The sequence below is a fragment of the Salinisphaera japonica YTM-1 genome (genome assembly GCF_003788585.1).
Lineage (GTDB): Bacteria > Pseudomonadota > Gammaproteobacteria > Nevskiales > Salinisphaeraceae > Salinisphaera > Salinisphaera japonica.
In genome coordinates this window covers 1-26,957 of record NZ_AYKG01000038.1, presented here as the reverse complement: position 1 = coordinate 26,957, position 26,957 = coordinate 1, and the positions used below count along the sequence as shown (strand labels likewise).

The 26,957-nt window shown below is 61.3% G+C and carries 21 protein-coding genes; 13 read left to right on the top strand and 8 right to left on the bottom strand.

Annotated features, from left to right (window positions below):
- Positions 1 to 322: 322 nt before the first annotated feature.
- From SAJA_RS11515 to SAJA_RS15170, 6 genes are all read left to right on the top strand, one after another.
- On the top strand, positions 323 to 1,333 hold the full coding sequence (locus SAJA_RS11515; protein ID WP_123658821.1) for a histone deacetylase family protein: 1,011 nt from the start codon (positions 323 to 325) through the stop codon (positions 1,331 to 1,333).
- A gap of 781 nt (positions 1,334 to 2,114) precedes the next feature.
- Entirely contained in the window at positions 2,115 to 2,642 is a 528-nt protein-coding gene (locus tag SAJA_RS11510) for a hypothetical protein (RefSeq protein ID WP_123658820.1), read from the top strand.
- A 198-nt stretch (positions 2,643 to 2,840) separates the two neighbouring features.
- On the top strand, positions 2,841 to 3,482 hold the full coding sequence (locus SAJA_RS11505; protein WP_123658819.1) for a hypothetical protein: 642 nt from the start codon (positions 2,841 to 2,843) through the stop codon (positions 3,480 to 3,482).
- 108 nt (positions 3,483 to 3,590) lie between these two features.
- Positions 3,591 to 4,145 carry a hypothetical protein gene (locus tag SAJA_RS11500; protein ID WP_123658818.1) on the top strand — a complete coding sequence of 185 codons (555 nt, stop codon included), beginning with the start codon at positions 3,591 to 3,593 and terminating at the stop codon, positions 4,143 to 4,145.
- Positions 4,146 to 4,236: 91 nt separating this feature from the next.
- Positions 4,237 to 4,884: a hypothetical protein gene (locus tag SAJA_RS11495; protein ID WP_123658817.1), complete on the top strand. Its 648-nt coding sequence runs from the start codon at positions 4,237 to 4,239 to the stop codon at positions 4,882 to 4,884.
- Positions 4,885 to 7,155: 2,271 nt separating this feature from the next.
- Positions 7,156 to 7,326: a hypothetical protein gene (locus SAJA_RS15170; protein ID WP_184999866.1), complete on the top strand. Its 171-nt coding sequence runs from the start codon at positions 7,156 to 7,158 to the stop codon at positions 7,324 to 7,326.
- 84 nt (positions 7,327 to 7,410) lie between these two features.
- Here SAJA_RS15170 and purU read toward each other — a convergent pair whose 3' ends face one another.
- Positions 7,411 to 8,268: a formyltetrahydrofolate deformylase gene (purU, locus tag SAJA_RS11490; RefSeq protein WP_123658816.1), complete on the bottom strand. Its 858-nt coding sequence runs from the start codon at positions 8,266 to 8,268 to the stop codon at positions 7,411 to 7,413.
- Positions 8,269 to 8,425: 157 nt separating this feature from the next.
- Between purU and rsgA the strand changes: the two genes are divergently transcribed.
- Together rsgA and SAJA_RS11480 are read left to right on the top strand one after the other, a co-directional pair.
- A complete protein-coding gene (gene rsgA, locus SAJA_RS11485; protein ID WP_123658815.1) occupies positions 8,426 to 9,544 on the top strand; it encodes a ribosome small subunit-dependent GTPase A in 1,119 nt (372 codons plus the stop codon).
- Positions 9,545 to 9,752: 208 nt separating this feature from the next.
- Positions 9,753 to 10,109, top strand: a complete 357-nt coding sequence (locus SAJA_RS11480; protein WP_123658814.1) for a hypothetical protein — start codon at positions 9,753 to 9,755, stop codon at positions 10,107 to 10,109.
- 84 nt (positions 10,110 to 10,193) lie between these two features.
- Here SAJA_RS11480 and dbpA read toward each other — a convergent pair whose 3' ends face one another.
- Positions 10,194 to 11,579, bottom strand: coding sequence for an ATP-dependent RNA helicase DbpA (gene dbpA, locus SAJA_RS11475; protein ID WP_123658813.1), 1,386 nt, complete (start codon positions 11,577 to 11,579; stop codon positions 10,194 to 10,196).
- A 58-nt stretch (positions 11,580 to 11,637) separates the two neighbouring features.
- A complete protein-coding gene (locus SAJA_RS11470; RefSeq protein WP_123658812.1) occupies positions 11,638 to 12,489 on the bottom strand; it encodes a 23S rRNA (adenine(2030)-N(6))-methyltransferase RlmJ in 852 nt (283 codons plus the stop codon).
- Between the two features lie 157 nt (positions 12,490 to 12,646).
- Between SAJA_RS11470 and SAJA_RS11465 the strand changes: the two genes are divergently transcribed.
- Complete coding sequence (locus SAJA_RS11465) at positions 12,647 to 14,884, top strand: bifunctional metallophosphatase/5'-nucleotidase (protein ID WP_123658811.1); 2,238 nt, start codon at positions 12,647 to 12,649, stop codon at positions 14,882 to 14,884.
- A gap of 1 nt (position 14,885) precedes the next feature.
- On the opposite strand, the gene SAJA_RS11460 is transcribed toward SAJA_RS11465, so the two are convergent.
- Entirely contained in the window at positions 14,886 to 15,620 is a 735-nt protein-coding gene (locus SAJA_RS11460; protein WP_123658810.1) for an SHOCT domain-containing protein, read from the bottom strand.
- Between the two features lie 96 nt (positions 15,621 to 15,716).
- Between SAJA_RS11460 and dinB the strand changes: the two genes are divergently transcribed.
- Genes dinB through SAJA_RS11440 form a run of 4 tightly spaced genes read left to right on the top strand, consistent with a single transcriptional unit; the run spans position 15,717 to position 18,727 of the window.
- Entirely contained in the window at positions 15,717 to 16,808 is a 1,092-nt protein-coding gene (dinB, locus tag SAJA_RS11455) for a DNA polymerase IV (protein WP_123658809.1), read from the top strand.
- A 60-nt stretch (positions 16,809 to 16,868) separates the two neighbouring features.
- Positions 16,869 to 17,570, top strand: a complete 702-nt coding sequence (locus tag SAJA_RS11450; protein ID WP_123658808.1) for a glutathione S-transferase — start codon at positions 16,869 to 16,871, stop codon at positions 17,568 to 17,570.
- Positions 17,570 to 18,226, top strand: coding sequence for a thiopurine S-methyltransferase (gene tmpT / locus SAJA_RS11445; RefSeq protein ID WP_123658807.1), 657 nt, complete (start codon positions 17,570 to 17,572; stop codon positions 18,224 to 18,226). The genes SAJA_RS11450 and tmpT overlap by 1 nt, the downstream gene beginning before the upstream one ends.
- A 36-nt stretch (positions 18,227 to 18,262) precedes the next feature.
- Positions 18,263 to 18,727 (top strand): DUF4442 domain-containing protein, encoded by a 465-nt coding sequence (locus SAJA_RS11440; protein WP_123658806.1) that lies wholly within the window; start codon positions 18,263 to 18,265, stop codon positions 18,725 to 18,727.
- Positions 18,728 to 18,996: 269 nt separating this feature from the next.
- Here SAJA_RS11440 and SAJA_RS11435 read toward each other — a convergent pair whose 3' ends face one another.
- The 4 genes from SAJA_RS11435 to SAJA_RS11420 form a co-directional block, all read right to left on the bottom strand.
- Positions 18,997 to 20,691, bottom strand: a complete 1,695-nt coding sequence (locus SAJA_RS11435; RefSeq protein ID WP_123658805.1) for an NAD-dependent malic enzyme — start codon at positions 20,689 to 20,691, stop codon at positions 18,997 to 18,999.
- Positions 20,692 to 20,838: 147 nt separating this feature from the next.
- The gene (betA, locus tag SAJA_RS11430) at positions 20,839 to 22,500 is read right to left on the bottom strand and encodes a choline dehydrogenase (RefSeq protein ID WP_123658804.1); all 1,662 of its coding nucleotides are present in this window, start codon (positions 22,498 to 22,500) and stop codon (positions 20,839 to 20,841) included.
- Between the two features lie 21 nt (positions 22,501 to 22,521).
- Positions 22,522 to 23,979 (bottom strand): betaine-aldehyde dehydrogenase, encoded by a 1,458-nt coding sequence (gene betB / locus SAJA_RS11425; protein ID WP_123658803.1) that lies wholly within the window; start codon positions 23,977 to 23,979, stop codon positions 22,522 to 22,524.
- A gap of 293 nt (positions 23,980 to 24,272) precedes the next feature.
- A complete protein-coding gene (locus SAJA_RS11420; protein ID WP_245963309.1) occupies positions 24,273 to 26,636 on the bottom strand; it encodes a mechanosensitive ion channel domain-containing protein in 2,364 nt (787 codons plus the stop codon).
- Positions 26,637 to 26,957: the final 321 nt, after the last annotated feature.

The window sequence follows — 26,957 nt, the reverse complement described above, 5'->3', positions numbered from 1 at the left end:
CCTGTGCGGCTGCGCGCACCCGCGTAGCGGGCGGATATGTAGGGGGTCCTTTCCTTTGGTTACTTTCGTTTGGACAAGCAAACGAAAGTGACTCGCACTGCAGTGCGAAACCGGGGCTAGAAACATCCTAAAAAGCGTTTCGACTCCCGAAATAACGGCGCGAGCCGCTTGGCAAAAGTCGCTCGTGAGCCACCCAAACGCACAAACCCAACCCCGCCCTAAAATCGAAAACCTATTGCAGCCCAAACACCCCGAAGCGTATGTTCAACCCATACCAAAGGGCCAAAAACGCCCACCCCAAAAAGCCAAACGGATGCCCGCAGTGAAAGCCTATTTCGACGAAACCCAGAACCTGCACCACCCCCAGAGCTATCTAACCCGCGGTGCCATGCGCGCCCCGCAAGAAGTGCCGGCCCGCATCCCCCCGCTTCTGGCCGCACTCACCGACATGGGCGTCGATATCGATACCCCGCGTGACCACGGCATGCGCCCCATCTCCGCCGTACACGCCATGGGCTACCTGCGCTATCTCGAGTCCGCCCACCGCCGCTGGCCCGAGGACTGGGGCGCGGAAGTCATCTCCAACATCTATGTCCGCAAGAACAACCCCATGAAGGGCATTCTCGCGGAAACCGCCTACTACATCGCCGACGGCAGCTCCCCCATCGGCCCCGACACCTGGCGCGCCGCTTACGCCAGCGCCCAGTGCGCCCTGTCCGCCGCCGACGACATCGCCGCCGGCCAGACCAGCGCCTACGCCATCTGCCGCCCACCGGGCCACCACGCCCGCCCCGACGCCGCCGGCGGCTTCTGCTTTCTGAACAACGCCGCCATCGCCGCCGACTACCTGCGCGAAACCTACGATAAGGTCGCCGTCCTCGACCCCGACATGCACCACGGCCAAGGCATCCAGGAAATCTTCTGGGAACGCGACGACATCCTCTACGTCTCCATCCACGGCGACCCCACCAACTTCTACCCCGTCGTCACCGGTTTTGAGGACGAACGCGGCGAAGGCAAAGGCTTCGGCTACAACATCAACCTCCCCATGCCCCACGGCTCGTCCGAGGAATTCTTCTTCGACAAGTTCGAAGAAGCCCTGACCGCGATCCGCCTGTTCGAGGCCGACGTGATCGTCGTGGCACTTGGGTTCGACACCTATTACGAAGACCCGCAGGCGAAGGTGTCGGTTACATCCGAAGGGTTTGGGCAGATGGGGCGGCTACTGGCGGCGACCGGTAAGCCGATTTGTGTGATTCAGGAAGGTGGGTACGACGTTGATCATCTTGGGATTAACGCCACGCACTTTTTTGGTGGGCTGAACTCGGAATGATCTGATGGCTGGCAATGTCGACAATTGTCCGGCGTGTTAGGTAGACATCTTGGAGCGCCGCAAATCCTAGAATCAACCAGTTACGGCAAAATCATGTCGACAATCCGCAAATAATGATTGCGTGTTATATATACAAATGTCGTCGAATTGGCGTTAGGCAAAGAGAGCTTATGAAGCTCAACGGGGTCAGGTCTTGCATTGCCACATTTAGACCGGACAACTTACTGCTTCGGGCTAGCTGAGGTAATCGATTCCAGTCTCATTCGTTATCGGTAGTCGGCTTATCAAAATCGTGGCAATGCGAGACCTGACCCCGTGCCTCACTTTGGCCCCTTCGTTCGACATTCATCGGATTGAAGCTGCTTTGTCGGCGTCAGCCAGTTCGGCGCCTTCCCGCCAGCGGCTATTCGCGGTACGTTCAGTCATGGCGCGTTCTTTCTTCAGGCGCGTCAGGTTTTGGGATCCGCTGGCGAGTTTTAGCGGTCGCCGACCTACAAGAACGGGGTCAGGTCTTGCATTGCCACATTTAACCCGGACGACCTACTGCTCTGGGCTAGTCGAGGTAATCGATTCAAGTCTCGTTCGTCATCGGCAGTCGGCATATCAAAAAATTGTGGCAATGCAAGACCTGACCCCGTGCCTCTTGACCCCGTGCCTCTAGCGCATGTGGGGTACGAATAAATCTAACTAAACGCTGCAGTCGAACGGCCCAAGCGCTGGCGCGCTTCGGCCGGCAACTGAGCTTCGGCGTTAGGCCGCATGTTGACAACGGGCACTATGCATGAACCTCACCGTTAAAGAAGTCGTTGAAGCTTTCGACCTGCTATTTTCCTCGTTGCACAGAAAGGACTTCACCAAGACGCTGAAATTGAACGAATACGGCGAGCGTGAATTGCTTCCGCTAGTCAGAACTTATCTCCTTGGATACTTCGGTGAATCGTTAATACCAGAGGCGAAGTCGAGTCTGCCCGGCTCACTAAGCGGTAACGGGTACATTGACTTCGTGATTGCCAATGTCGCGGTAGAGTTAGCTGTGCGAAAACCGACCGCTGCGAAGTCCAACGTCTCAGCTACCGTGAACGCGACCGAAGTTAAAAAGCTCATGAAGCACGACGGGCTGGCGCTACTTGTACTGTTCGATTTCTCGAAAGCACCGTATAGTGAGGATCAAATCGAAAATTTCCGGGAATGGCCTTCGCTGGGAAAAGGTAACCATAAAAAATCCTCATTCAACGTTGCATATTTTTACGTGGCTAAGAGAAAGCCAAAGACGACCGCCGTATTCACCAAAAATATACGAGTAGCCTAACGAGGCGCTGCAGTTGATCGCCACTGCGTGGCGACAACTGAGCTTAGGCGTTATGTATGCGGAGGAGCAGCAGCGAACTGAAATCTCGTGAGGCAACCTAGAACTTTATACGTTAATGAGAAATGGCGTGCTTTCTCCAGGCAGGTCAAGCATCGTGACGACTATAGGTGCTTACGATGCGGAAGGCATAGCTCGGAGGTGATCCTGCAAGTCCACCACCAGATATACGCCGTTGGAAAAGCCCCATGGGAATACGCCATTAGCGACTGTCTAACCCTGTGTAAAGGTTGCCACGCACGGGAACACGGCCTTATTGAGCCAGATAGAGGATGGACGTTGCTGGCAATAGAAGACTTGGGCGGGCTTGATGGTACCTGCGAACGAAATGGTTGCGGAGCAGATATCCGGTATGAACATTCAACTTACCATCCAAAATGGGGTTATATGGTAGTTGGAAGCACCTGCATAGAATACCTAACGATGGAAGACCGCATCATAAGTGGCAACATTATCCATCTATATAAGAACGTCAGTAAGTTCGTTCATGACTCAGTATGGGATCGTGGGGTCACGAAAAAAAGCAGTACTTTTATCGTTTCGAGCTACAAGCACCATCGACTGAGAATATACGGGCGTCCACAAATGCATTCCTTTCAAGTGGTATTGAAGGAAAAAGGCATTCGGTGGCATGACTTCGGAAAAATAATATCAGCTAAAGGGAAAAGCACACAGGCAGTAAAAGAACTTGTGTATGTTACTCTACGAGGCACGATTTCAGACAGTAAAGAAGAAAAAATTCTTCTGAGAAATTTATATCGTCAACTGAAGTCTAATACATAACAAATCGCTGCAGTTGACCGCCCAAAGCGCTGCCGCGCTTCGGCGGCAACTGAGCTTGGGCGTTAGCGCCTTAAGGGATATGGAGAAGATATGAGATGGATGCCCTCGGTGCCTACCGATAATCTATATAAATTCGCTGCGATTTCCGGCATGTGGTTGGCTTTGGGCTTGTTACTTTTTTTTGCGTGGTTGATTCATACCGACATCCAATTGGATAGAGAGTCCAAAGCATTTCCTGCATATGCGAATGCAAAAAACACCTTGCGTAACATCGAACAAAGGCTTGAGGCTATAGATAATGGGATGCCCGAGCAAAACAAGCTATCTTGGGTCAGCCAAGATTTAAGCGCCGGCAAGGAAAGAAGCCTTTTGCAGAAAATTGCTAAAAGGCATCGAAAAACTATAGCCGACTTTCAAGCTCTAAACGTCAGTTCCGACATCAGCGAAACCATGGACGTATTTCAGCGCACCGACGTTCGATGCCTCGGTGTGATCTACATTTTCTTCACCGTGTCTATGCTAATTTTTGGATTTACCGGCTGGAAAAGAAAAGTTCACGACGTGGATATGGAACTTCGCGCGATTGATTTAACTGCGCGTAAGAAAGAGTTAGAAAAGCTAGAACTAGAGCTCGCGGAAAAGCGTGGAGTAAGCAACGAATAAGGCGCTAACAATTCGCTGCAGTTGATCGCCACTGTGTGGCGACAACTGAGCTTCGGCGTTAGGCGACGGTGCTTTACCATGGGAGAGGGCGATGGAAGTAATATCACTCGTAGTTCAAATAGCGCTGGCCGGTGCAGCTTTGTGGTACACGCTTGAAACGAGACGCTTGCGTATACAGAACTCGGAAGAGATCAAGGTTCTTTTGAATCAAGGGCGAGTTGCTCTGGCACCTTTTCTAGTACCAGGAGTTAAACGTCTCAACGTTCAAGAACTACATGAACTCATCTCATCGGACGAAGATCTGGATGAAGCAGAAAAAGAAAAGAGAAAAGACTTTGCTGCAAATGCTGATGTATTTTTTGTGGTTCAAGTCGATAACCCGACAGCAGATAAAATAGGGTGTCAACTGCAACCTTATATTTACGATCCGAGCACCAAGAGCTTTCTGATTCCTGATCACGGCAAAGCATGGATATCCCCTCGAGAGTCCGAGCATATTCAAGTTACTGGTCCGTATGTCACTCTCGAAAAAGTGCAATCGAGCCTTTCCGAGCACTATGGGGAGTCTGCTGAAAATCTCGTTAAGCATTTAGATGCGCCTGATGAAGCAGGCTACATAGCGCTATTTTTCCAAGATATAGAGGGAACCCTTTATTTATCGAAGCGCGAATTCGCTTTATCGGACGGTGAGACTCTGCACCGTACAACACGACTCGTGCATGCAGATCTTAAAGCCTAACAAAACGCTGCAGTTGACCGCCCAAAGCGCTGGCGCGCTTCGGCCGGCAACTGAGCTCAGGCGTTGGGTAACTGTGGCTTTTGTGTAAGTGCATCCGGTTGGCAGCCAAAGAGAGCGGCCGAATTGGCTTCGCTATCAAGCAGCCCGACCGGCGATGGAAAGTGGTTCTTCAGACATAACGCCTTCGGTCGACGCTTGGCGTGTCTCAGCAAAGTTAGCCTTCGCAGTTGCCAGCGGCTCTGGCCCCTTCGCTCCAAGCCGGAAAGCGGGCCTCGTTTGATGCTCAGAGTAGGCGACTAGCCAAGCGGTTTCGTTCAAGCTTTGCTATCTTCGAGGCATGGGGGATTTATCAGCTACAAACCGTGGGCTTTGTTCAGTCGGCCAGGTTGCCTTCGTTCAACAGAACGGCGTTGCATCCGGGGTATGCAGTCACCCAACAGATCGCTGCAGCCGACCGCCCAAAACGCTGGCGCGTTTTGGGTTCCCTCCGCGGCCTTCGGCCGCTCCGGCGGCGGCTGAGCTTTGGCGTTGTACGGCGGTTAGTTGGTATTGCTGCTAGGTCACGGAGTCGAGTAGCGGATTCGAGTCAGTAGCTCAGCTTTGGCCCCTTTGTTCGATATCTGGCAATTCGGCACTCGTTTAGTGGCTTCATCGTATTCCGCGCTTTCCCGTCAGCGGCCATCCGCGGTAAGTTGGGGTTTCGGGAATTCTTTCTTTAGGTGCGCCGGGCTTTAGGGTCCGCTGGCTAGCTCGGGGGGAGCGTCAACCTATGCAGTTCACGTACAACGAGGCGCTGCAGCCGACCGCCCAAAACGCTGGCGCGTTTTGGGTTCCCTCCGCAGCCTGCGGCTGCTACGGCGGCGGCTGAGCTTAGGCGTTGGGTAACTGTGGCTTTGGTTTTGGCGTATCGGATTGGCAGCCAATCATTGGCCAGCTCAGTCTCCGCTATGCGGTGGCCCATCCGGCGACGGAAAATGGTTGTTTGGGCACAGCGCCTTCGGTCGAAGCTTGGCGTGTCGCGGCAAAGTCCGGCTTCGCAGTCGGAAGTGGTTCTGGTCCCTTCGCTCCAAGCCGGAAAGCGGGCCTCATTTGATGCTCAGAGTAGTCGGCTAGTCAAGCGGTTTCGCTCCGGCTTTGCTATCTTCGAGGCATGGGGGGATTTATCAGCTACAAACCGTGGGCTTTGTTCAGTCGGCCTGGCTGCCTTCGTTCAACAGAACGGCGTTGCATCCGGGGTATGCAGTCACCCAACAGGTCGCTGCAGCCGACCGCCCAAAGCGCTGCCGCGCTTTGGGTTCCCTCCGCGGCCTTCGGCCGCTCCGGCGGCGGCTGAGCTTAGGCGTTATGTCCTAAAGGGAGTTATCTGATGTTTAAGAAACTATTCAAAAGTTTTACGCCTGACGGCACAAGGGAAATTTTGAAGAAACGTTTTGTTTCAAACTATGACGGCTTTCAACACCATGGCATCCACGCCCACACGAACGCGATTGTCACTGTGATGAAGTCACACTATAAATTGAATCGTGTTCCATACTCGAACGATATGCAGTTAGCAGTTGAAGGCCTTCCCTTTAGATGCATGGATGTTGTTAGTTGCCAAAATTATTTAGCTGAATATCTAATGCTTAAAATGCCGAAAATAAGAACGGGGTCAGGTCTTGCATTGCCACATTTAAGCCGGACAACCTACTGCTCGGGGCTAGTCGACGTAATCGATTTAAGTCTCGTTCGTCATCGGCAGTCGGCATATCAAAAAATTGTGGCAATGCAAGACCTGACCTCGTGCCTCCCGTGCCCAGCAATACGAAAGCGCCAGCCGCGTTCTTGTTATTAGTGGATTTCTCGGAGCATTCGTTCTTTCGCTTAGCGTGGCGTACGTGAATCGCCGCGCGTATCGCCTGATTCAAGGCATGGAGAATTTGTAATGGAATGGTTAGTTGTAGCAGCGCTCGCCGGCCTTGTCGGAGCACTCGTAGTAGCTGTTCGAGTTTGAGAACCTAACGAATCGCTGCAGTTGACCGCCCAAAGCGCTGGCGCGCTTCGGGCCCGTCCCGCGCCAGACAGCTATCTCCTGACTCGTCGGGCCAGCGACGGGTGTTTCGAGCCTTCCAGAGAGGCGTTGCCTCGTGCGCGGTGTGCGATAGTCAAACTGACCATCCCCCTTTTCAACGCGATTCATGGACCAACAACGCTTCCGTCAGCGTCTCGCCAGCGACGGCTATGGTGAGCCCGAAACCAAGACTTACCCGCCGCAGGCCGACGGGCAGTTGCATGCACACGATCAAGCCGTACGGTTGCTCGTGCGAGGGCGAGTTTCGGCTGGCGCACCAGGCGGGCACCGATGTCTTCAAACCCGGCGAGGTTTGCGAGGTGGCCGCCGGGTCGCGCCACGTGGAGCAATCAGGCGCTGTCGGTGCGCGGGTGTTGCTGGGGCGTAAATAACGGCGCCGCACGCCGTGGCGATGCAGAGCACACATGAAATGGCAACGCGCCCGTGCCCCAGGATTTACCGCTATCCGTGCCTGATCAGAGCACGACGGTCCGTCGCCCGCTGATCAGCACGCGGTCTTCCAAGTGATAGCGCAGGCCGCGCGCCAGTACGGCTTTTTCGATGTCCTTGCCGTAGCGCACGAGATCACGCACGGCGTCGTTGTGCGTCACGCGGGTGACGTCTTGCTCGATGATGGGGCCTTGGTCGAGCTCGGGGGTGACGTAGTGACAGGTCGCGCCCACCTGCTTGACCCCCCGCTCCCAGGCTTGCTGATACGGCGATGCGCCGACGAAGCTCGGTAGAAAACTGTGGTGGATATTCAGGATCTGCCCGGCATGGGCCTCGCACAACCAGGGCGGCAGGATCTGCATGTAGCGCGCCAGCACCATGGTGTCGGCATCGGCCGCGGCGAACAGCCGGTCAATCTTACGCCAGGCGGCGGCCTTGTTGTCTTTGTTGACCGGGACATGGTGGAATTCGATGCCGTGCCATTCCACCAGGCCGCGCGCGTCGTCGTGGTTGGAGATGATGCACGGGATATCCACGTCCAGCTCGCCGGAGCGCCAGCGCTCCAGCAGGTCATAGAGACAATGCATCTGGCGCGAAACGAGGACGACGATACGTTTCTTGACGGCGCTATCGGCCACGCGCCAGTCCATCTCCAACTCTTCGGCGATTGGCGTGAACCGCGCCGCCAGCGTTTCCAGGCTGATGCCAAGCGAGGCCGCATCGACCTCGACGCGCATGTAGAAACGATCCGTGGCGCTATCGGAATGCTGGCTGGAGCGCAGGATCGACCCGCCGGCCTCGGCCAGAAAGGTGGCCACGCGCGCAACGATGCCCACGCGGTCCGGACAGGAGAAACGCAGCGTGAAATGACGGGCAGACGGCATGGCTTAGGTCAGACAGGCAGAAAACAACGCCGGATGATAGCGCGCCTGACGCCCGGCCGGCGTGCTCGAGCACGCAGGCCGGGCAAATATCGGCCGCATATTGCAGACTGGTGCTCCGAGATAAGCCACCTGTTGTGCCCATGACCCCGCATACCCCGTGACACTGGATTTCGAGCGCCTGCAGGCACTGGGCTGGCTGTTCGATGGCTGGCCCCAGACCGGCCCCTGGGCGGATGCGATCGCTCAGACGCACCGCCTGGCACCCGACGCCCGCCCGGCCCGGGTGGTGGCACAGCACCGCACCGGTTACGAGGTCAGCGATGCCACGGCCGATGCGTTCAACGTGGTGTCGTTGCCGGCCTGGCAGCGGCCGAACCTGGCACCGGGCGAGCGTCCCTGCGTGGGGGATTGGCTATTGATCACCGGGGCGGCCGACGGCGGCGCCGAGGCCCAGACGCTGTTGCCACGGGCCAGCGCGTTGACCCGCGCCGCCGCCGGCGAGCATTACGGCCAGCAACTCATCGCCGCCAATATCGACGTAGTGTTCCTGGTCATGGGCCTGACCCAGGACTTCAACCTGCCCCGTATCGAACGCTACTTGTCGTTGGTGCGCGGCCGGACGCAGGCTGTGGTGGTGTTGACGCACGCTGACGACGACCCAAGCGACGGCGCCTTGGCCGGCGCTGCCCGTGCGCGCCTGGCAGATCTGGATATTCCGGTCGTGGCAGTCGACGCGCGCGAGGCGGCCAGCGTGGCCGCGTTATCGCCCTGGCTCGGCCCGGGCACGAGTGCGGTGGTGGTGGGCAGCTCGGGCGCCGGCAAATCCACGCTGACCAACACTCTGTTGGGGCACGCGCGCATGAAGACGGGCGCGGTGCGTGAGCGTGATGCCCGCGGGCGCCACACCACCACCCATCGCGCGCTCTGGCGCCTGCCGGGCGGCGCCTGCCTGATCGACACGCCGGGCATGCGCGAGTTGAAACCCACCGGCGAAGAAGCCCTCGACGAGGACGGATTCAGCGATGTGGCCGCTATCGCTGCGCGCTGTGTGTTTCGCGATTGTCATCACGACAAGGAGCCGGGTTGTGCCATCAACCAGGCGATCGCCACTGGCACGCTGGACGCCGCGCGCGTGGCCAACTACTTGAAACTGCAGGAAGAGATACAGACCGCCGCCGCGCGCAAAGCCGCCCGCCAGGCGCCGCGCTCGGGCAATCGCAAACCCAGCCGGGCCAAGCTGCGCCGCAACGATCAACGCTTTGGCAAGTCGGAATAAAACGCCGCCGACGTGAGCGCCCTATCCCGCCACCACGCCCAACCTGATGTGGGCCGGCAGTTGGGCGCGGCCAGTGTCTTCACTAGATGTCCAGTCCCACCGATGCCTCGATGCTTTGGCACCTCGCTCTTTTGCTGGGCGCAACCGCCAACTGCAAAAACGCCGTAACTTGTAGATGCCAGGCACTGGATCGTTCAGGGAGAGCATGGTGGCAACAGGCGAGCATCAATCGGCCCGTGACCGACGGCCCCGCGAGCACGGCCCGCCTCAGCATCGGCGACAACCGACCGCATTCGCGCTGCTGGTGTTGTCCATTATCTTTGGCGGGGCCGTGCCGGCCCGAGCAGATAACGTGATTCGATTCGTGGGTCGTGTTGTCGAAGCCACGGATGCGCTGGATACCGCGCCACGCCGCGACAGCACCCGTAATACGCTGGCCACGCCGCCTGGCCGGGCCGAGATAGCGCGCTGGCTGCGCTGTATTCGGGCACGCCGTCCTGAGCTTGGCGTGCGGTTTGAGCCCGTGGATCGCCAGCGCGCGATCCTTCGCATTGATTATCCGTAAGCCCGTTGGGCGGTCCAGGCGCAGCCGACCGGTATATGAAACCGCCAGCTCACCGTGTTCTGGCCGCCGGCCGCTGGTGACGTTTCAGCCATCCAGAGCCGATATACGAAACCGCCGGCCCTTGATGCCGTCGCGCTTGATACGCTCGATGGCGGCCCCGCGCGTCTCGCGCGCCACGGCCACATAAGCCCGTACCGGCGTGAGATCGATTCGCCCGACCTGGCTGCCGGCCAGGCCCCCCTCGCCGGTCAGCGCGCCCAGGATATCGCCCGGGCGAAGCTTGTCGCGCTTGCCGCCGCGAATCATCAACGTGGTCATCGGCGGTGGCGTGGGCCGGGTGCGTGTTTCGCCCGGCAGGCGGGCCCAGGCCAGGCGAAAGCCAAAGTGCACGGCGATCTGCTCTGCGCGATGCGTCTCGCGCGGCGTGCACAGACAGATCGCCCGGCCCGAGCGCCCGGCCCGGCCGGTACGCCCGATGCGATGGGTATGGGTTTCCACGTTCGCGGCCGGGTCATAACTGATGACCTGGGCCAGATCCGCGATATCCAGCCCGCGGGCGGCCACATCCGTGGCCACCAGCACGGCGGCACTGCCCTGAGCAAAGCGCAGCAGCACCTCATCTCGCTCGTACTGCTCGCGATCGCCGTGCAGCGCCAGCGCCGAAAAACCGCGCCGTGTCAGCTCCGCACACACGGCATCGACATCGATCTTCTTGTTACAGAAGACGAGCGTCTGCGCCACGTTGTCCAGTTTCGGGTCGAGCAGCAGACGAGCCAGCACGTCCATCTTCTGACGGGGTTCGACCTGGTGAAACACCTGGCTGATTCGGGGTGCGGATTCGGCCCCGTTCGCCACACGGATCTCGACCGGCGCGTTCTGGAGCTGGCCGGAGAGCCTTTCGATATCGGCCGGCCAAGTGGCGGAGAACAGCAGCGTCTGTCGCGGCTCGGGCAGAAACGACAGGATCGCGCGGATATCATCGATGAAGCCCATATCCAGCATGCGATCGGCCTCGTCGAGCACGACCGTGCGCAGCGCATGGGCATCCAGATTGCCGCGGCGCAGATGCGCCAGCAGGCGCCCCGGCGTGGCCACCACGATATGCGGGGCCTGGGCCAAAGCACTTGCCTGGGCGCGCATGGGCGCGCCGCCACATAGAAGCGCGAGTTTCACGTTCGGGATGGCCGCGGCCAGCGCCCGCAGAGCCTGGGCCACCTGGTCGGCCAGCTCACGCGTGGGGCATAGCACCAGAGCCTGCCAGGCGCCCTGGGTGGCATCCAGCGTGTTGAGCAGGCCCAGCCCGAAGGCCGCGGTCTTGCCGCTGCCGGTGGCCGCTTCGGCGCGTACGTCGGCGCCGGCCAGAATCGGCGGGATGGCCCGGGCCTGTACCGGCGTGAGCGTGTCATAGCCCTGCGCGGCCACGGTTTCCAGCAGCTCCGGGCGCAGCGCCAGCGTATTGAAATCAGTCATGGCCCATGATCGCATGCCCTAACCGGCCATGTTGGCTGATTCAGCGTGGCCGCGCGCCCTACTCGCCACTCAGCCAGCGGCTGTTGTGTCGCGCGTCCTTGCCGAAGACGTCGGCCAGCTCGGCGAAGGCCGTATCCAGGGTGCGGTCAAGCTGCCACGGCGGGTTGAGCAACAACAGGCCGCTGCCGTACATGCCGTGATCGCCTTCGGCCGGGGCATGATGAATCAACTCGCTTTGCCAGATCTTGGGGATACCGGCACGGGCCAGGGTGTCGAGCATGGCTTGATGCCGCCCGGCGGGCAGCAACGGATACCACACGGCCAGCACGGCGTGGCGGGTCTTTTTGACCACAGCCTTGAAGGTTTTGACGATCTCGCGGTATTCGGTCTTCAGCTCGTAGCTGGGATCGATCAGCACACACAGTCTCGGTGTGGTCACCGGCTGCATCTTGACCAGCCCGGCCAAGCCATCGCCGTGGATACGCCGGATCTGTTTCTGGGCCATCGGCTGCTGGCTGTCCAGGGCATGATGCTCGCCCGGATGCAGCTCGAACAGCGACAGCAGATCCTGCCTGCGCTGCACGGCGCCAAACCACCACGGCGAGCCGGGATAGACCTGCAGGCGCTCGCTTTTCTGCAGGCGCGCCAGACAGGCCAGCCACTCGCCCAGCAGTGTGTCATCGCCGAACGCCGCCCGCCGATCCCAGAGCTTCTGGATACCCTCGCGGTATTCGCCGTTCTGTTGTGTCATGCGTTCGGCCAGCGGATACAGACCGCGCCCGGCGTGGGTATCGACCAGGGTGATGGCCGAGTCCTTGGCCTGTAGCGCGCCGAGCAGCCCGAACAGGGCCAAGTGCTTGTGGACGTCGGCAAAGTTGCCGGCGTGATAGGCGTGCTGGTAGGAAAGCATGAAACGACCGTGACAACGAAACGGTCTCTATTCTGCGAGCCTCGCGCCCGCCACGCCAGCCGGGGGCTTTTTTCATACGCGCGTCACGAACCGCTCATAGGCTTGTCGCCGTGACCGTTCGGTCATTGATCCAAACGCTGCAAGGGGGAAATCGGGGATGCACAAGACATCGACGCGCCGCAACTGGCGGTATTGGGCCGCGGCCACCGTACTGGCCATCACGCTGAGCGCTTGCCAGGACGACGATGCCAACATCGATCTGGCCGATACGTCAGCCAGCGTGCCCGACACGAGCGCGCCCGATGACGATGGCCCCGGCAGCGGCGACAACGCTGGTTTCCGCCTGCAGCTGCTGCATTTTGCCGACATGGACGGCTCGACCGATGCGCTGGACAACGTGACCGATTTCTCACGTCTGGTGAATGCGTTTCGCAGCGTGCCCGGGCTGTCGAACAACACGCTGGTGCTGAGCTCGGGCGACAACTATATCCCCGGCCCGCGCTTCTTCGCGGCCGGCGTGCGTACCGATGAAACACAGGCCGCACTCGGCGTACCGGGCAACGGCCGGGGCGATATCGTGTTCGTCAACGCCCTGGGCACGGCGGCAAGCGCGCTGGGCAATCATGATCTGGACCAGGGCACCGAGGCCTTCGCCGGCCTCATCGCCGCCGACGAGGCCGAAGACGGCGCCGACTATGCCGGTGCCGCGTTTCCTTATCTGTCGACCAATACCGATTTCACGGGCGACGGCGCACTGGCCCCGCTGGCCGAGGATGACGGGCAGAATGCAGCCGACGTTGCCGGCCGGGTCAGCGGTTCGGCCACGGTCGAGGTGGGCGGCCAGACGATCGGCCTGGTCGGTGCCAGCACCCCGCTTCTGGCCAGCATCACCGCCACGGGCGGGCTGGCGCTTTCGCCGGATGATTTCACCATGACGCCGGCCGGCTATGACGCGCTGGCCGCGGCCATCCAGCCGGCCATCGATGATCTCGTTGCGCGCGGTATCGACAAGATCATCCTGCTGTCGCACATGCAACAGATCGCGATCGAACAAGCGCTGGCCGAGCGCCTGACCGAGGTCGATATCATCATCGCCGGCGGCTCGAACACTCTGCTGGCCGACGAGAACGACATCTTACGCGCGGGTGACACAGCGGCCGGGCCCTATCCCATCACCGCCACCGGCCCGGACGGCTCGGCCACCCTCGTGGTCAACGTCGACGGTGACTACAAGTATCTGGGCCGTCTGGTCGTGGATTTCGACGCGGCCGGGCACATTCAGACGGATTCGCTGGACACGAGCGTCAACGGTGCCTGGGCCGCCACCGACGGCGTGGTCGACATGCTGGCCGCTCGTGAGCTGGACACCACGGCCGCCCCCGCCATCGTCGCCACCCAGCAGGCGCTACAGAACGTGCTCGTCGAGCAGGACGGCAATATCCAGGGCGTCACCGATGTCTATCTCGACGGCCGGCGAACCCAGGTGCGCACCGAAGAAACCAATCTGGGCAATCTCACCGCCGATGCCAATCTGTTCTATGCCCGGCGCGTGGATCCCGGCGTACAGGTCGCGATCAAGAACGGCGGCGGCATTCGTGACGATATCGGCCGCGTGGTCGTCCCACCCGGCAGCAGCGGCGCGCCCGATCTGTTGCCACCCCAGGCCAACAATTCGATCAACAAACCGGCCGGCGGCATCTCGCAGTTCGATATCGCCGGTGCCCTGCGCTTCAATAACAGCCTGACGGTGCTCACGCTGACCGCGGCCGAGCTGCGTGATGTGATGGAGTACGCCGTGGCGGCCACCGAAGACGGCGCCACGCCCGGCCAGTTCCCGCAGATCGGCGGTTTCAACGTGACTTTTGACCCGGCCAATGCCGCCCGCAGCAGCGGCCAGACCAACCGCGGCGTCAACACCGACGGCAACCGGATCGTGCGTATCGCGCTCACCGATGGTGCCGGCAACGACACCCGTACGCTGGTCGAAAACGGCCGGCTCGTGGTGGCCCCGGACACCCCGATCCGTACGGTCTTTCTAGCCTTCACCGCGGCCTGTGTTTCCGGCCACGACTACACCGCAGGCGATGCCGACTGCGGCGACGGGTATCCGCTCAAGGGGCTGGCCGCGGCTGATCGACGCGAGCTGGATCCAAACGTAGCCGACGACGGCACACAGATCACGACCGACTATGACCCGGGCCGCTCGGATTTCGCGCCCACCGGCAGCGAACAGGATGCCCTGGCCGAATATCTGGCCGCGCGTTTCTGCCCGCCCGGTGTTGCCGCCTGCGGCGATGACACGGGTGAGGCTTTCGACCGCGCCGAGACTCCACCAGCCCAGGACAGGCGCCTGGTGAATCGGGCGGCCCGCCGCGCGGCACAGGCCACGCCTTGACTCAGAGCCGCGCCAGCAGCTCTTGTTTCTTGGCCATAAACTCGGCGTCGGTCAGCACGCCCTGGGCATGCAGCGTGCCCAGGCGCTCCAGCGTATCGAGAATCGTGTCGTGGTCTGCCGGCGGCCCCTCGGCGGCCGGCGCTGGCGCGGCATCAACCGGTGCCAGCTCGGCCAGGGGCAACCTACCCTCGGGCGTGGTGAACACGGTTTCGCTGGTCGCGTCGGTCTGGCTCTGGGCGATACCGATGATATCGGCACCGCCAGTGTCGTAGAGCGTGAGCCGGCCACGCTCACGAATGGCCAGGCGCCCGGCGGCGCGGAAATAGGCATAGGACAGGTTATCCCCGCTACCGGTGGCCTCCGGCGTGCCGAGTTCGGCCGGCCACCAGGCATCCATCGCGGCCGTGTCTGGCGGTGCCATGATATCCGTGACGTCTGACCACGAATCGGCGGGTGCGCGATCGCTCGTCGACGCACGTGCTTGTTCGGACAACGCGTTGCACAGCGCCTCGATCCGGTGAGTGAGGATCGTGTCCTCGGGCCGGCTGGTGAGGATCAACCCGCCGCGCATCCATTGCCCCGGCCCGCCGAACTCGGGATGATCGAACATGGCCATATCACCGGCCCCGGCCGTAATGGCCTCGGCCAGATGCGCGATCGCCGCGCGCGAGAACTCATGCGTGTCAGCCAGTTCATCGACCAGCCGCTCGCGGGCCTCGTTGTCGGATCGATCCATGCCGGATGCTCCTCGATACCAGAGATGCCAGTGTAGAGCGCACGACGATTGCGTGGCGACTTGCACGCCGGCCCGACAATCGGCATATAGACGATAATGAGTGGCCCCCCTGTCCAAGACCCGCCGCGGCGCAAGATCGTGCACGTCGATATGGATGCGTTCTATGCCTCGGTCGAGCAGCGTGACCGCCCCGAGCTGCGTGGCCTGCCGGTGGTGGTGTGCAAGAAAAGCCCGCGGGCCGTGGTCACGGCGGCCAGCTACGAGGCCCGGCCGTTCGGTGTGCGTTCGGCCATGCCGGCCATGCGCGCGGCCAAGCTCTGCCCGGATGCGGTTTTCGTCGACCCGGATTTTGCCCGCTACAAGGCGGTATCGGCGCTGATCCGCGAGATCTTTTTCCGCTACACGCCCCACGTCGAGCCGTTGTCGCTCGACGAGGCGTATCTCGACGTCACCGCGCCGCTTGTGCCCTCACCGTCGGCCACGCAGACCGCGCGTGCGATTCGCGCCGATATTCTGGCCGAGACCGGGCTGACCGCCTCAGCCGGCATCGCGCCCAACAAGTTTCTGGCCAAGATCGCCTCGGATTGGCGCAAGCCCAACGGCCAGTTCGTGATCAAGCCGCACCAGGTCACCGCTTTCCTTCGTGACCTGGATGTGGGCAAGATTCCCGGCGTGGGCCGGGTCATGCGGGCCAAGCTGACGGACATGAATCTGCACACCATGGGTGATCTGCGCGAGCTCTCGCCGGATGTGCTCGTCGAGCGCTTCGGCCGCTGGGGCCAACGCCTGTCGGAGCTGGCCCGCGGCATCGACGAACGCCCGGTCAAGACACACCGCGCCGCGGCCCAGATCTCGGCCGAAGACACCCTGTCACAGGACCAGGTGCTGGCTGATCTGGGCCCGCATATCCAGCGCATGGCCGACAAGACCTGGGCGGCCTATCAGCGCAAGGCCGAGCGCGTGGCGCGTACTGTGGTCTTGAAGCTCAAGACCTCGGATTTTCAGATTCTGACCCGCAGCTACACCCCGCGGGTGCCGCCGGCCTCGAAGACCGAGCTTTACGAAATCGCGCTGGCCCTGTGCGCGCGAGTGGATCTTGCCGTCACGACACGGTATCGACTGGTCGGGGTGGGGCTATCCGGCTTTATCGATGCACCGCCGACCATGCAGCAGGCCACGCTGTTCTAAATTTGACGCGCTGGGGCGGCTTTGCTCCATTAACGAAGCGACTGCTCAACGAGCGCTTATATGACCTTTCGACTGTATTACTGGCCCACGATCCCTGGCCGCGGCGAGTTCGTGCGCTTGGCACTGGAAGCCGCCGGCGCGGATTATGTCGACGTCGGACGTACGCAAGGTGCCTCAGCCGTGGCCGAGATGATCAACCGTGGCATGCATTTCGCTCCGCCGATTCTCGAAAACGACTATGAATCGGTCTCGCACGTGGCGCATATCCTGGCCTGGCTGTCTTATCCCCTGGATCTGGCCCCGCCCAACGAGCGCGATTTTCGGCGTATGGAACAGCTCCAGCTCACCGTGACCGATTTCGTGGCCGAAATACACGACGTGCATCACCCGCTGGGGCCTACGGTTTATTACGAAGACATCGTCGACGTGGCCCAAAGCGGTGCGCGCGCGTTTCTCCACGACCGGCTGCCGGCGTTTCTGGCTTATTTCGAGCGCACGCTGCAAGAAAATCCGTACGGGTCGGACTGGCTCGTGGGCGATGGCTGTACTACCCTTGATCTATCACTGTTTCAGGTCATGCGCGGGCTGCGATACGCGTTTCCGAACGCCATGCGCCTGATGACCACGCCCTGGCTCAACGAGCTGGCTCTACGCGTTGCCCAACGGCGACGTATTCGGTCGTATCTAGACAGTGATCGACGTATCGCCTTCAATAACGACGGCATTTTTCGTCACTATCCGGAACTCGACGAGCAGGTTTAATGGACAGGGAATTCTGGCACGCGCGCTGGAGCAACGACGAGATCGGTTTTCATCAGGACGAGGTCCATCCGGTGCTCGTCGATCACTGGCCGGCGCTCGGGTTGAAACCCGGCAGCCGAATTCTGGTGCCATTGGCCGGCAAGAGCCTGGATATGCGCTGGCTGGCCGACCAGGGCTATCGCGTGACCGGCATCGAACTATCGGCAATCGCGGCTGCTGCGTTTTTCGACGAGCAGCAGATCGCCTATACCCGGGAACGCCGCGGCGCCTTCGATTGTTTCGTCAGCCAGCACATCGAGATTCGCGTGGGCGATATCTTCGATATGACCCAAGCCGAGCTGGCCCGGTTCGAGGGTTTTTATGATCGCGCCGCGCTTATCGCCATACCCGAAGAAAACCGCGCGCGTTATGTCGCCCATCTCATGGGTGGGCTGCGACGCGGGGCGACCGGCCTGTTGATCACGTTTTCTTATGACGAGGCGTTGATGGACGGCCCGCCGTTCTCGGTCACCGATGAAGATATCGGCGAGCTTTATGGCCAATACGCGCATGTGGATCTGATGGCCGAACGCCGTGGCCCGGCCAAGAGCACCCATCTGCGCGACAAGGGTTTGAACGACGTGCGCGACGGCATCTATCGCATCGTGCGCCGATAATGTAAAAATACTTCTTTTCTAAAAAGAAGTACGACAATGAGACCCAAAACGCTCGCACGCGGGATGCGGTTCTGGCCGCCTTTTCTGGCCAGCGGCATTCGCGTGCAGTATATCGCCGATGACTGGTCGCGCGCCGGCGTGAAGCTGGCGCTCACGCGCTGGAACAAGAATTATTTCGGCACCCAGTTCGGCGGCAATCTGTTCAAGATGTGTGACCCGTTCTGGGCCCTGCTGACCACGGAATCGCTGGGCCGCGAGTATCTTGTCTGGGACGCGGCGGCCGAGATCGATTTCGTAGCCCCCGGCCGCGAGGCTGTTTATGCCCGTTTCGAACTCACGCCGGCCGTCATCGCCGAGATGCGGGCCGCCACCGAGGCCGGCGACAAACATCTGCGCTGGTTTGAAAACGACGTGACCACCGCCGATGGCAGCGTGATCGCGCGCGTGCGCAAACAGCTCTATGTGCGTCGCAAGCCCCCAAAAACGAGCCCCGCGGCGTGAGCCAGGGTGTGTCGTCATAAGATATGCCGTCGCATTGCCCGCGCCGGGCGTGTCAGGCAAGGCGCGGGCCGCCGAGCGTGGCGTACCAGGTCAAGGCCCGTAACGCCGCATGGCGCGTCCGGCGCGAGCAACCCGAATGGGCCGGTGGCCAAGCCGCGGCAATCCTGCGTTATCGCCCGTTTACGTGGAATGACCACGCTGCACGCGCGATGCCTTGTCTTGCCGCGGCTTGGCCGCCGGTGCGCCGGCTTATCTTATGACGACACGCCCTAGAACGCCGCCCGGCGATAGCGACGATAGCGCGGGAACCAGAAGTTGCGCTCGACCGAGTTGCGGATCGCCTCGTCGGACGAGCCGAGCGCCACGCCGTCTTTCTGGGCCTGCCTGGCCACCGCATAGGCGATCGCCTTGGACAGGGCCTTGACCTCGGACAGCGGCGGCAACAACGCGCCCGAATCCGATGTGGCCAGCGGCGAGTTCTCGGCCAGCGCGCGTGAGGCGGCCATCAACATCTCGTCGGTGACTTTTTTCGCCTGGGCGGCAATCACGCCCAGCCCTACGCCGGGGAAGATATAGGCGTTGTTGCACTGAGCGATCGGGATTCGCCGGCCGTCGATGACGACATCCTTGAACGGGCTGCCGGTGGCCACGAGTGCGTCGCCGTTGGTCCAGGTCAGGATTTCTTCCGGCGTGGCCTCGACCCGCGAGGTCGGGTTGGACAACGGCATCACGAACGGATGCGCGCAGCCCGCGTGCATGGTCTTGATGATGTCTTCGGAAAACAGGCCGCGCTGGCCGGATACACCGATCAACACCGTGGGCTTGGCGTTCTTGATCACCGACATGAGTGCGGCGTCGCCGCGGGGGGCGTCGGACCAGTCGGCGATATCGGCCTGTTTCTGTGCCAGACGTGCCTGGAAATCATAGAGCCCGTCCAGATCGTCGGTGAGCAGCCCCACGCGATCGATCATGAAGATCCGGGCTCGCGCCTCGGCCTCCGAGAGCCCTTCATCGGTCATGGCCACCACGATCTGCTCGGCGATACCGCAACCGGCCGAGCCCGCGCCCACGAAGGTAATGGTCTGTTCGGAGACTTTCTCGCCCTTGGCCTTGCAGGCCGCCAGCAACGAGCCGACGCAAATGGCGGCGGTGCCCTGGATATCGTCGTTGAAGCTACAGATCTCGTCGCGATAACGCGCCAGCAGCGGGTTGGCGTTGGTCTGGGCGAAATCCTCGAACTGCAGCAACACGCTGGGCCAGCGACGCTTGACGGCCTGGACGAACAGATCCACGAACTCGGCATAGGCTTCGTCGGAAATCCGCTCGTGGCGCCAGCCCATATACATCGGGTCATCCAGCAGCTGCTGGTTGTTGGTGCCCACATCCAGCACCACAGGCAGCGTGTAAGCCGGCGAGACCCCGCCACAGGCCGTATAGAGCGAAAGCTTGCCGATGGGAATACCCATGCCACCGATGCCCTGATCGCCCAGGCCCAGGATGCGCTCGCCGTCGGTCACCACGATCACGCGGACGTTGTCCTTGGTGGCCGAACGCAGGATATCGTCCATGCGATGCCGGTCGGGGTAGCTGATGAACAGGCCCCGGTGATTGCGATAGATCTCGGAGAACTGTTCGCAGGCCTCGCCCACGGTGGGCGTGTAGATGATGGGCATCATCTCTTCGAGGTGTTCTTCCAGCAGCCGGAAGAACATGGTCTCGTTGTCATCCTGGATACCGCGCAGATAGATGTGCTTGTCCAGATCCGAGTCGCAGGCCTGATATTGCTTGTAGGCGCGCTCGACCTGTTCCTCGATGGATTCCACATTTTGTGGCAACAGACCGATCAGATTGAAATCCACGCGCTCATCAGCCGTGAAGGCACTCCCCTTGTTCAACAGCGGCATCTCGAGCAGCGTCGGGCCGGCATAAGGGATATAGAGCGGACGTTTTTCTTTCTGAGTCATCGCAAAAGCGGCGTGGTCAAACGAGCCGGGCTAGGATAACGCTTTGTCGTATGACAAACACCGACAAAAGAAAGCTTTTTAGAAAAAGCGTTTGACACGAAAACGCCGGCACGAGGCCGGCGTCTTGTATCCGGTGACCGCCAGGCTTCAGCGCTGGGCGGTCTGCCAGTTTTCGGCCTTGTAGAAATCGGCCTTGGCCGAGGGCTCTTGCTTGCCGCGTACGGCATCGGCGATCTTCTCGGCGATCATGATCGTCGGGGCGTTCAGGTTGCCCGTGGTGATCCGCGGCATGATCGAGGCATCGACCACGCGCAGGTTCTCCACGCCGTAGACCCGGCCCTGGCCATCGACCACGGCCTCGTCGTGCGTGCCCATGGCACAGGTACACGACGGATGATAGGCCGATTCGCCGTTCTGGCGGACCCAGGCATCGATGTCTTCATCCGACTCGGCCTCGTTACCGGGGCCCAGCTCCTTGCCGCGGAACCGATCGAAGGCCGACTGCGAGATGATCTCGCGCGTCAGGCGGATCGAGTCGCGCATCTCGCGCCGGTCACGTTCGGTGGCCATGTAGTTGAACACGATCGACGGCGCGGCCTTGTAGTAGGCCGATGTCAGACGGACCTCTCCGCGCGACTCCGGCCGCATGGGCCCGACGTGCGCCTGAAAGCCGTGACAGACCGCCTTGGCACTGCCGTCGTAGGAAACGGCCATCGGCAGGAAGTGATACTGGATGTTGGGATATTCCACACCCGGCTCGCTGCGGATGAATCCGCCCGACTCGAAGTGGTTGGTCGCCCCCAGCCCCTTGCGGGTCAGAATCCATTCCGCGCCGATCTTGCCCATGTTGACGGGGTTCTGCGCTGAGTAGAGCGTGATCGGCTCTTTACACTCGTACTGGACATAAACCTCCAGATGATCCTGCAGGTTCTGGCCCACGTTCGGGTTCACATGGATCGGCTTGATGCCGTTGGGAATCATCTGATCCTTCGGGCCGATGCCGGACAGCATCAGAAGCTGCGGGCTGTTGATCGCGCCCGCACAGCAGATGACCTCGCGCTTGGCCTGGATCGTCGAGCGCGTGCCCAGGTGGTCGATCTCGACGCCGGTGGCGCGCTTGGCATCATCGAATAGGATGCGACGCGTGTAGGTACGCGTCATGACCTTGAGATTCTTGCGCTTGCCCATGCCGCGCAGATAGGCGTTGGCCGTTGACCAGCGAACACCATCCTTGGTGGTCATGAACATCGGCCCGACGCCTTCCTGCTGATAGCCGTTCATGTCCGCGGTATAAGGATAGCCCGCGAGCATGCCCGACTGGATGAAGGCGTGATACAGCGGGTTCTTGCCCGGGCCGGTGGTCACGTGCAGTGGGCCGCGCCCGCCGTGATAATCGTTTTCGCCCTGGTCGAAGCTTTCGGCCTTGCGAAAATACGGCAACACATCCTTGTACGACCATTCGTCCAGGCCGAAGTCCTTGGCCCAGTTTTCATAGTCCATGGCGTTGCCGCGGACATAGGCCATGCCGTTGATCGAGGACGAGCCACCCAGCACACGCCCACGCGGGCAGTGCATGGTGCGGTTGTCCATGTACGGATCCGCCTCGGTGTGATAGTTCCAGCTGTACTTGTCCCCGTTCATGGGATAAGCGAACGCCGAGGGCATGTGGATGAAGATCGAGTAGTCCATTGGCCCGGCTTCGACCAGCAGCACGCTCGTATCCTTGTCTTCGGACAGGCGATTGGCCATCACCGCACCGGCCGAACCGGCCCCGATGATCACGTAGTCGTAAGTGGTGTCGTGGCTCATGCAATAAACCTCGTTGCGAAATCAGTACGGGGCGTCGATGGCACCCTGTGCCACGAACACGCTCTTCAGGCGCGAGTAATACGACAGCGCGCGCCGGCTGTTCTCCTTGCCGATCCCCGAGCCCTTGATGCCGCCAAACGGCATTTCGATGGGCGTGATGTTGTAGTGGTTGATCCAGCAGATACCGGCCTCGATCTCGCCGATCACCCGGTGCGCGCGCTCCAGATCACGCGTGAACACGGCCGCGGCCAGGCCGAACTCGGTATCGTTGGCCCGCCGGATCACCTCGTCCTCGTCGGTGAACGACAGGATCGACATCACCGGGCCGAAGATCTCTTCGCGCACGATCGTCATGTCGTCCGTGCAGCCGTCGAACACCGTGGGCGCGATGAACACCCCGTTTTCACAGCCGGCGATTTCGACCCGTTCGCCGCCGGTCAGGCATTTGGCCCCGCCGGCCTTGCCGGCCTCGATATATTCGAGCACTAGCTTGCCGTGCTCCGGGCTGATCATGGGGCCCATATCGGTGTCGCCGTCCGCCGGGTTGCCCAGCTTGAGCTTTTCTACGCGGGCCAGCAGTTTTTCGATGAAGGCCTCGCGCACGGACTCGTGTACGAACACACGCGTGCCGTTGGTGCAGATCTCGCCCTGGGTGAAGAAGTTGGCCATCATCGCGCCGGAGACCGCGTTGTCCAGATCGGCGTCGTCGAAGACCACCAGCGGTGACTTGCCGCCCAGCTCCAGCGAGACTTCCTTGAGCGTACCGGCGGCATCGGCCATGACTTTCTTGCCGGTCTCCGCCCCGCCGGTCAGCGAGATCTTGTCGATATGCGGATGGTTCGACAGCGCCTGGCCGGCATCGCCAAAGCCCGGCACGATATTGATCAGGCCGTCCGGCACGCCGGCTTCCTTGGCCAACTCGGCAAAACGAAGCGCGGACAGCGGCGTGAGTTCGGAGGGCTTGAACACGATCGCATTACCCGCAGCCAGGGCCGGCGCGGTCTTCCAGCAGGCAATCTGCAGCGGGTAGTTCCACGCGCCGATCGCGCCCACCACGCCCAGCGGCTCGGGGCGGGTATAGAAAAAGCCGCCGTCGACTTCTTGATACTCGCCCTGAATGGAGGTCGCCTGGCCGGCGAAATACTCCAGACAATCCGCGCCCGAATCCACATCGGCTTCCGGCGTCTCGGCGATCGGCTTGCCGCCGTCCTGCATTTCCAGCTCGGCGAGCTCGTCGCGATGCTCGCGCAGCTTTTGTGACAGCGCATGCAGAATCCGACCGCGTGCCGCACCCGGCACACGCTTCCACTGGGCCTGTGCCTTGGCGGCTGCGGCCACCGCAACATCGATATCTGCACTTTCGGCCTGTGCCACCTCGGCCAGTACTTCGCCGGTTGCCGGATTCGTGGTCGTGAACGTCTTGTTGCCGATGGCGGGTACGAATCGACCGTCAATCCAGAGAAGTCGCTGTGTGCTCATAGAACGCTGTCGCAGGTTGTGGCAAAGATGAACCCGGCAGCTTATCACGATAGCCGCGCCGGGCCGTCTTGTGCGCGTGCCACAGGCGGGCGCGCGTGGCGCCCGCCCCGGCCGGTCATTGTTTTACACATTGCCGATGGGCAACTTTGTGGACAACTTGCGGGAAAACCTCGTTAGCCCTTGCGCGGCAATGCATTTGAACCGATCGGTCAAATATTGACCAGGTTGACCGTGTGGCCATAAAAAAACCCGCAGCCGGGCCGGCTGCGGGCAGTTTCACTCAGCGATAGCGTCTAGTCGCCAGGGGCGTCGCCGGTCTCTTCGGGCGAGGCATCGTCGCCGCGTCGGCGTTTTTTGAGGGCTTTCGGCGCGTCGTTTTCGGCTTCCTCGACCACACGGATATTGGCGGCCGGCGCATGGCCTTCCCGGTCTTCGCCGAAGTACAGCGTCTGATGCGGGAACGGAATCTCGATACCGGCGCGATCGAAGTGGATCTTGACCAGGCGGTTGAACGCACGGCCGATACCCCACTGCGTGCCCGGCGTGGTCTTGATCATGACACGGATGTTCACCGAGCTATCGGCCAGCGCGGTCACGCCCGGCACGGTCATATCCTCGAGAATGTTCGGCCCGTGCGTGGGATCCGATTTCAGATCCTCGAAGGCCTCGCGCAGGTAATAGATCGCGTTGTCGATATCTTCGCGATAGCCGATGCCGTATTCCGTACGGAAATAGGCCCAGTCGCGCATGTAGTTAGACACGACGGCCGCCGAAGAGAACGGCACGATGTGATAACAGCCGTCGATATCGCGAATCGAAACCGAGCGGATCGTCAACCGCTCGGCGGTGCCGGTGACCCCGCCGACGGTGACGACATCCCCGGTGTTCATCGCGTTTTCCAGCTGGATGAACACACCGGTAATGATGTCCTGCACGAGCTTCTGGGCGCCGAAACCGATCGCCAGACCGAACACCCCGGCACCGGCGATCAGCGGGCCGATATCCACGCCGATCTGAGACAGCGCAATCATCACGGTGAACGTGGCGATCACGATGGCCAGCGCGTTACGGAACAGCACCAGCAGGGTTTCCTGACGCGCGGTCGGCGCACCGCGGCCGGTACTGGGCGATAGCCGGTGCTCGATAACGCTGGCCGTGATCAGCCACAGCAGCGCAGCAGCCGCCAGGATGATCAACACCTTGATCGTCACCGCGATCGTGGTCGCCCCGGCATCGGAGGCCAGCCACTCGCCCAGATTGAACAGGCGCCATGCGTTGGCAATGACCGCGGCAACGAACAGAAGAATGATCACCCGGATCACTTGCAGCGCGTTGGGCACGTAAGAGTTCACCCGTGCTTCCAGCATCGGGAGCTTTTCACGCAGCGAGTCGGAGAAATTCAGCCGGCGGCCGATCGCCTGGGACAACAGGCCGGAGATCCCCACGCCTACCGCTGCCGCGGCGATCGTCTGGATCGTGGCCGACATCATGAAGGGCAGCGCCCCGCTGGGATCGACCTGGCTGGCGACGAACAGCACGGTGAAATAAGCCACCGCCAGCACGACCCAGAGCTTGGACGCCAACCGATAGAGCACCGAGAAGAAACCGACCTCGGCCTGATCGGCCTGATCCTTGAGCCGGTTGGTGATCAGCTTGCGATTGCCGAAGATGACTTTCAGCGCATACAGATATGCCCCGCCCATGATCACGAACGTGAGCATCGCGCCGAGCAGGTAGCTGCCCTGGGCGTTGACGATCGGCACGACCACGAGCAGCGAGTAGCCGATCACGCCCACAAACGTACGCAAACGGATGGACCACCAGCCCGCGATACGAGCATCGATGTTCAAAAGCCGCAGGTTGTCATGACGAGCGGCGAACAGCGCGCGGATGACCACCTTCATCAGCTCGATCAGCACGAACGCGTTGATGAACAACGACTCCCGCGTGCCCATGGTGCCGGCATCGCCGATCGCGAACAGACCGGCCGCATAGCCGGCACCGCCAGCCAGCAGAACCACGGCCACATCGATGACGATGCCGGCCAGGATCGCCACGCCTCGGCGCAGCAGCTGGCTCGAGTCCGGATCATGGCCGGCCGCGAATCGATTGATCGGGCCGAACAGCCAGCCGGCCAGCCAGCGCAGCACGAAGAACGATACGATCGTGGAACCGACCACGATCGCCAGCATGAGCGCGGCCTGCAGGAAAACCTGCATGTTGAAGGCGGCCTGCTGTCGCTTGTCGCTGCCGGCCTCGGTGAAGGACTTGATCTTGTTCCAGCCAGCCATCACCTGACCACTGACCGCCTCGGACCAGGCGGCCGTGGTCTGGGCAAACTGTCGGGCGAACGACATGCGCGGCTTGGCAGGCGCGAGATCAACGGCCGGTTTTTCCTCGGCCGCAGCCTCGGTTTCCGCCGGCGCCTCGGCCGGCTCGGCGGCCTGGCGCAGTTTGTCGATGAGCTGCTGGCGCGACTCGTCGTTTTCCAGAATATCGGCCAGCTGTGACAGCGGCACCGATTGCGTCGTCTGGCTGTCCGTCGCTTCGCTGGGTGCAGCGATCGCTGGCAGCGAACTCGCGCCCATGAGCGCAAACACGAAAAGACAGACAACTAGAACGCGAGCGATGGCATACGACGCACGGCGTTGATCCATGTACATGCCCCTTGGCGATTTCATTGGGTCGGCTGAGCGCGGGGTACCTGCCGAGACAGCACACCCCACGGAGTGCATCAACATAGTCTGACCGTCAATGCTTTGCAAAACAAACGGGTAACGACGCCGTCGTGACTCGTCGACTGCCCGTTGATATCGATCAAGGCGTGGCCAGGCGTTTTTCGTACGCCGCGGGCCTGGCCGGCTCGGCCGTCGCGATAGCCTCAACGGCACGCTGGTGACAGGCCTCGATGCGCTGGCGATCAATCGACTCGCGCAGATCGTGCTGGCCTGCCTCGAGAAGTGCGTCAGCCCAGGGCC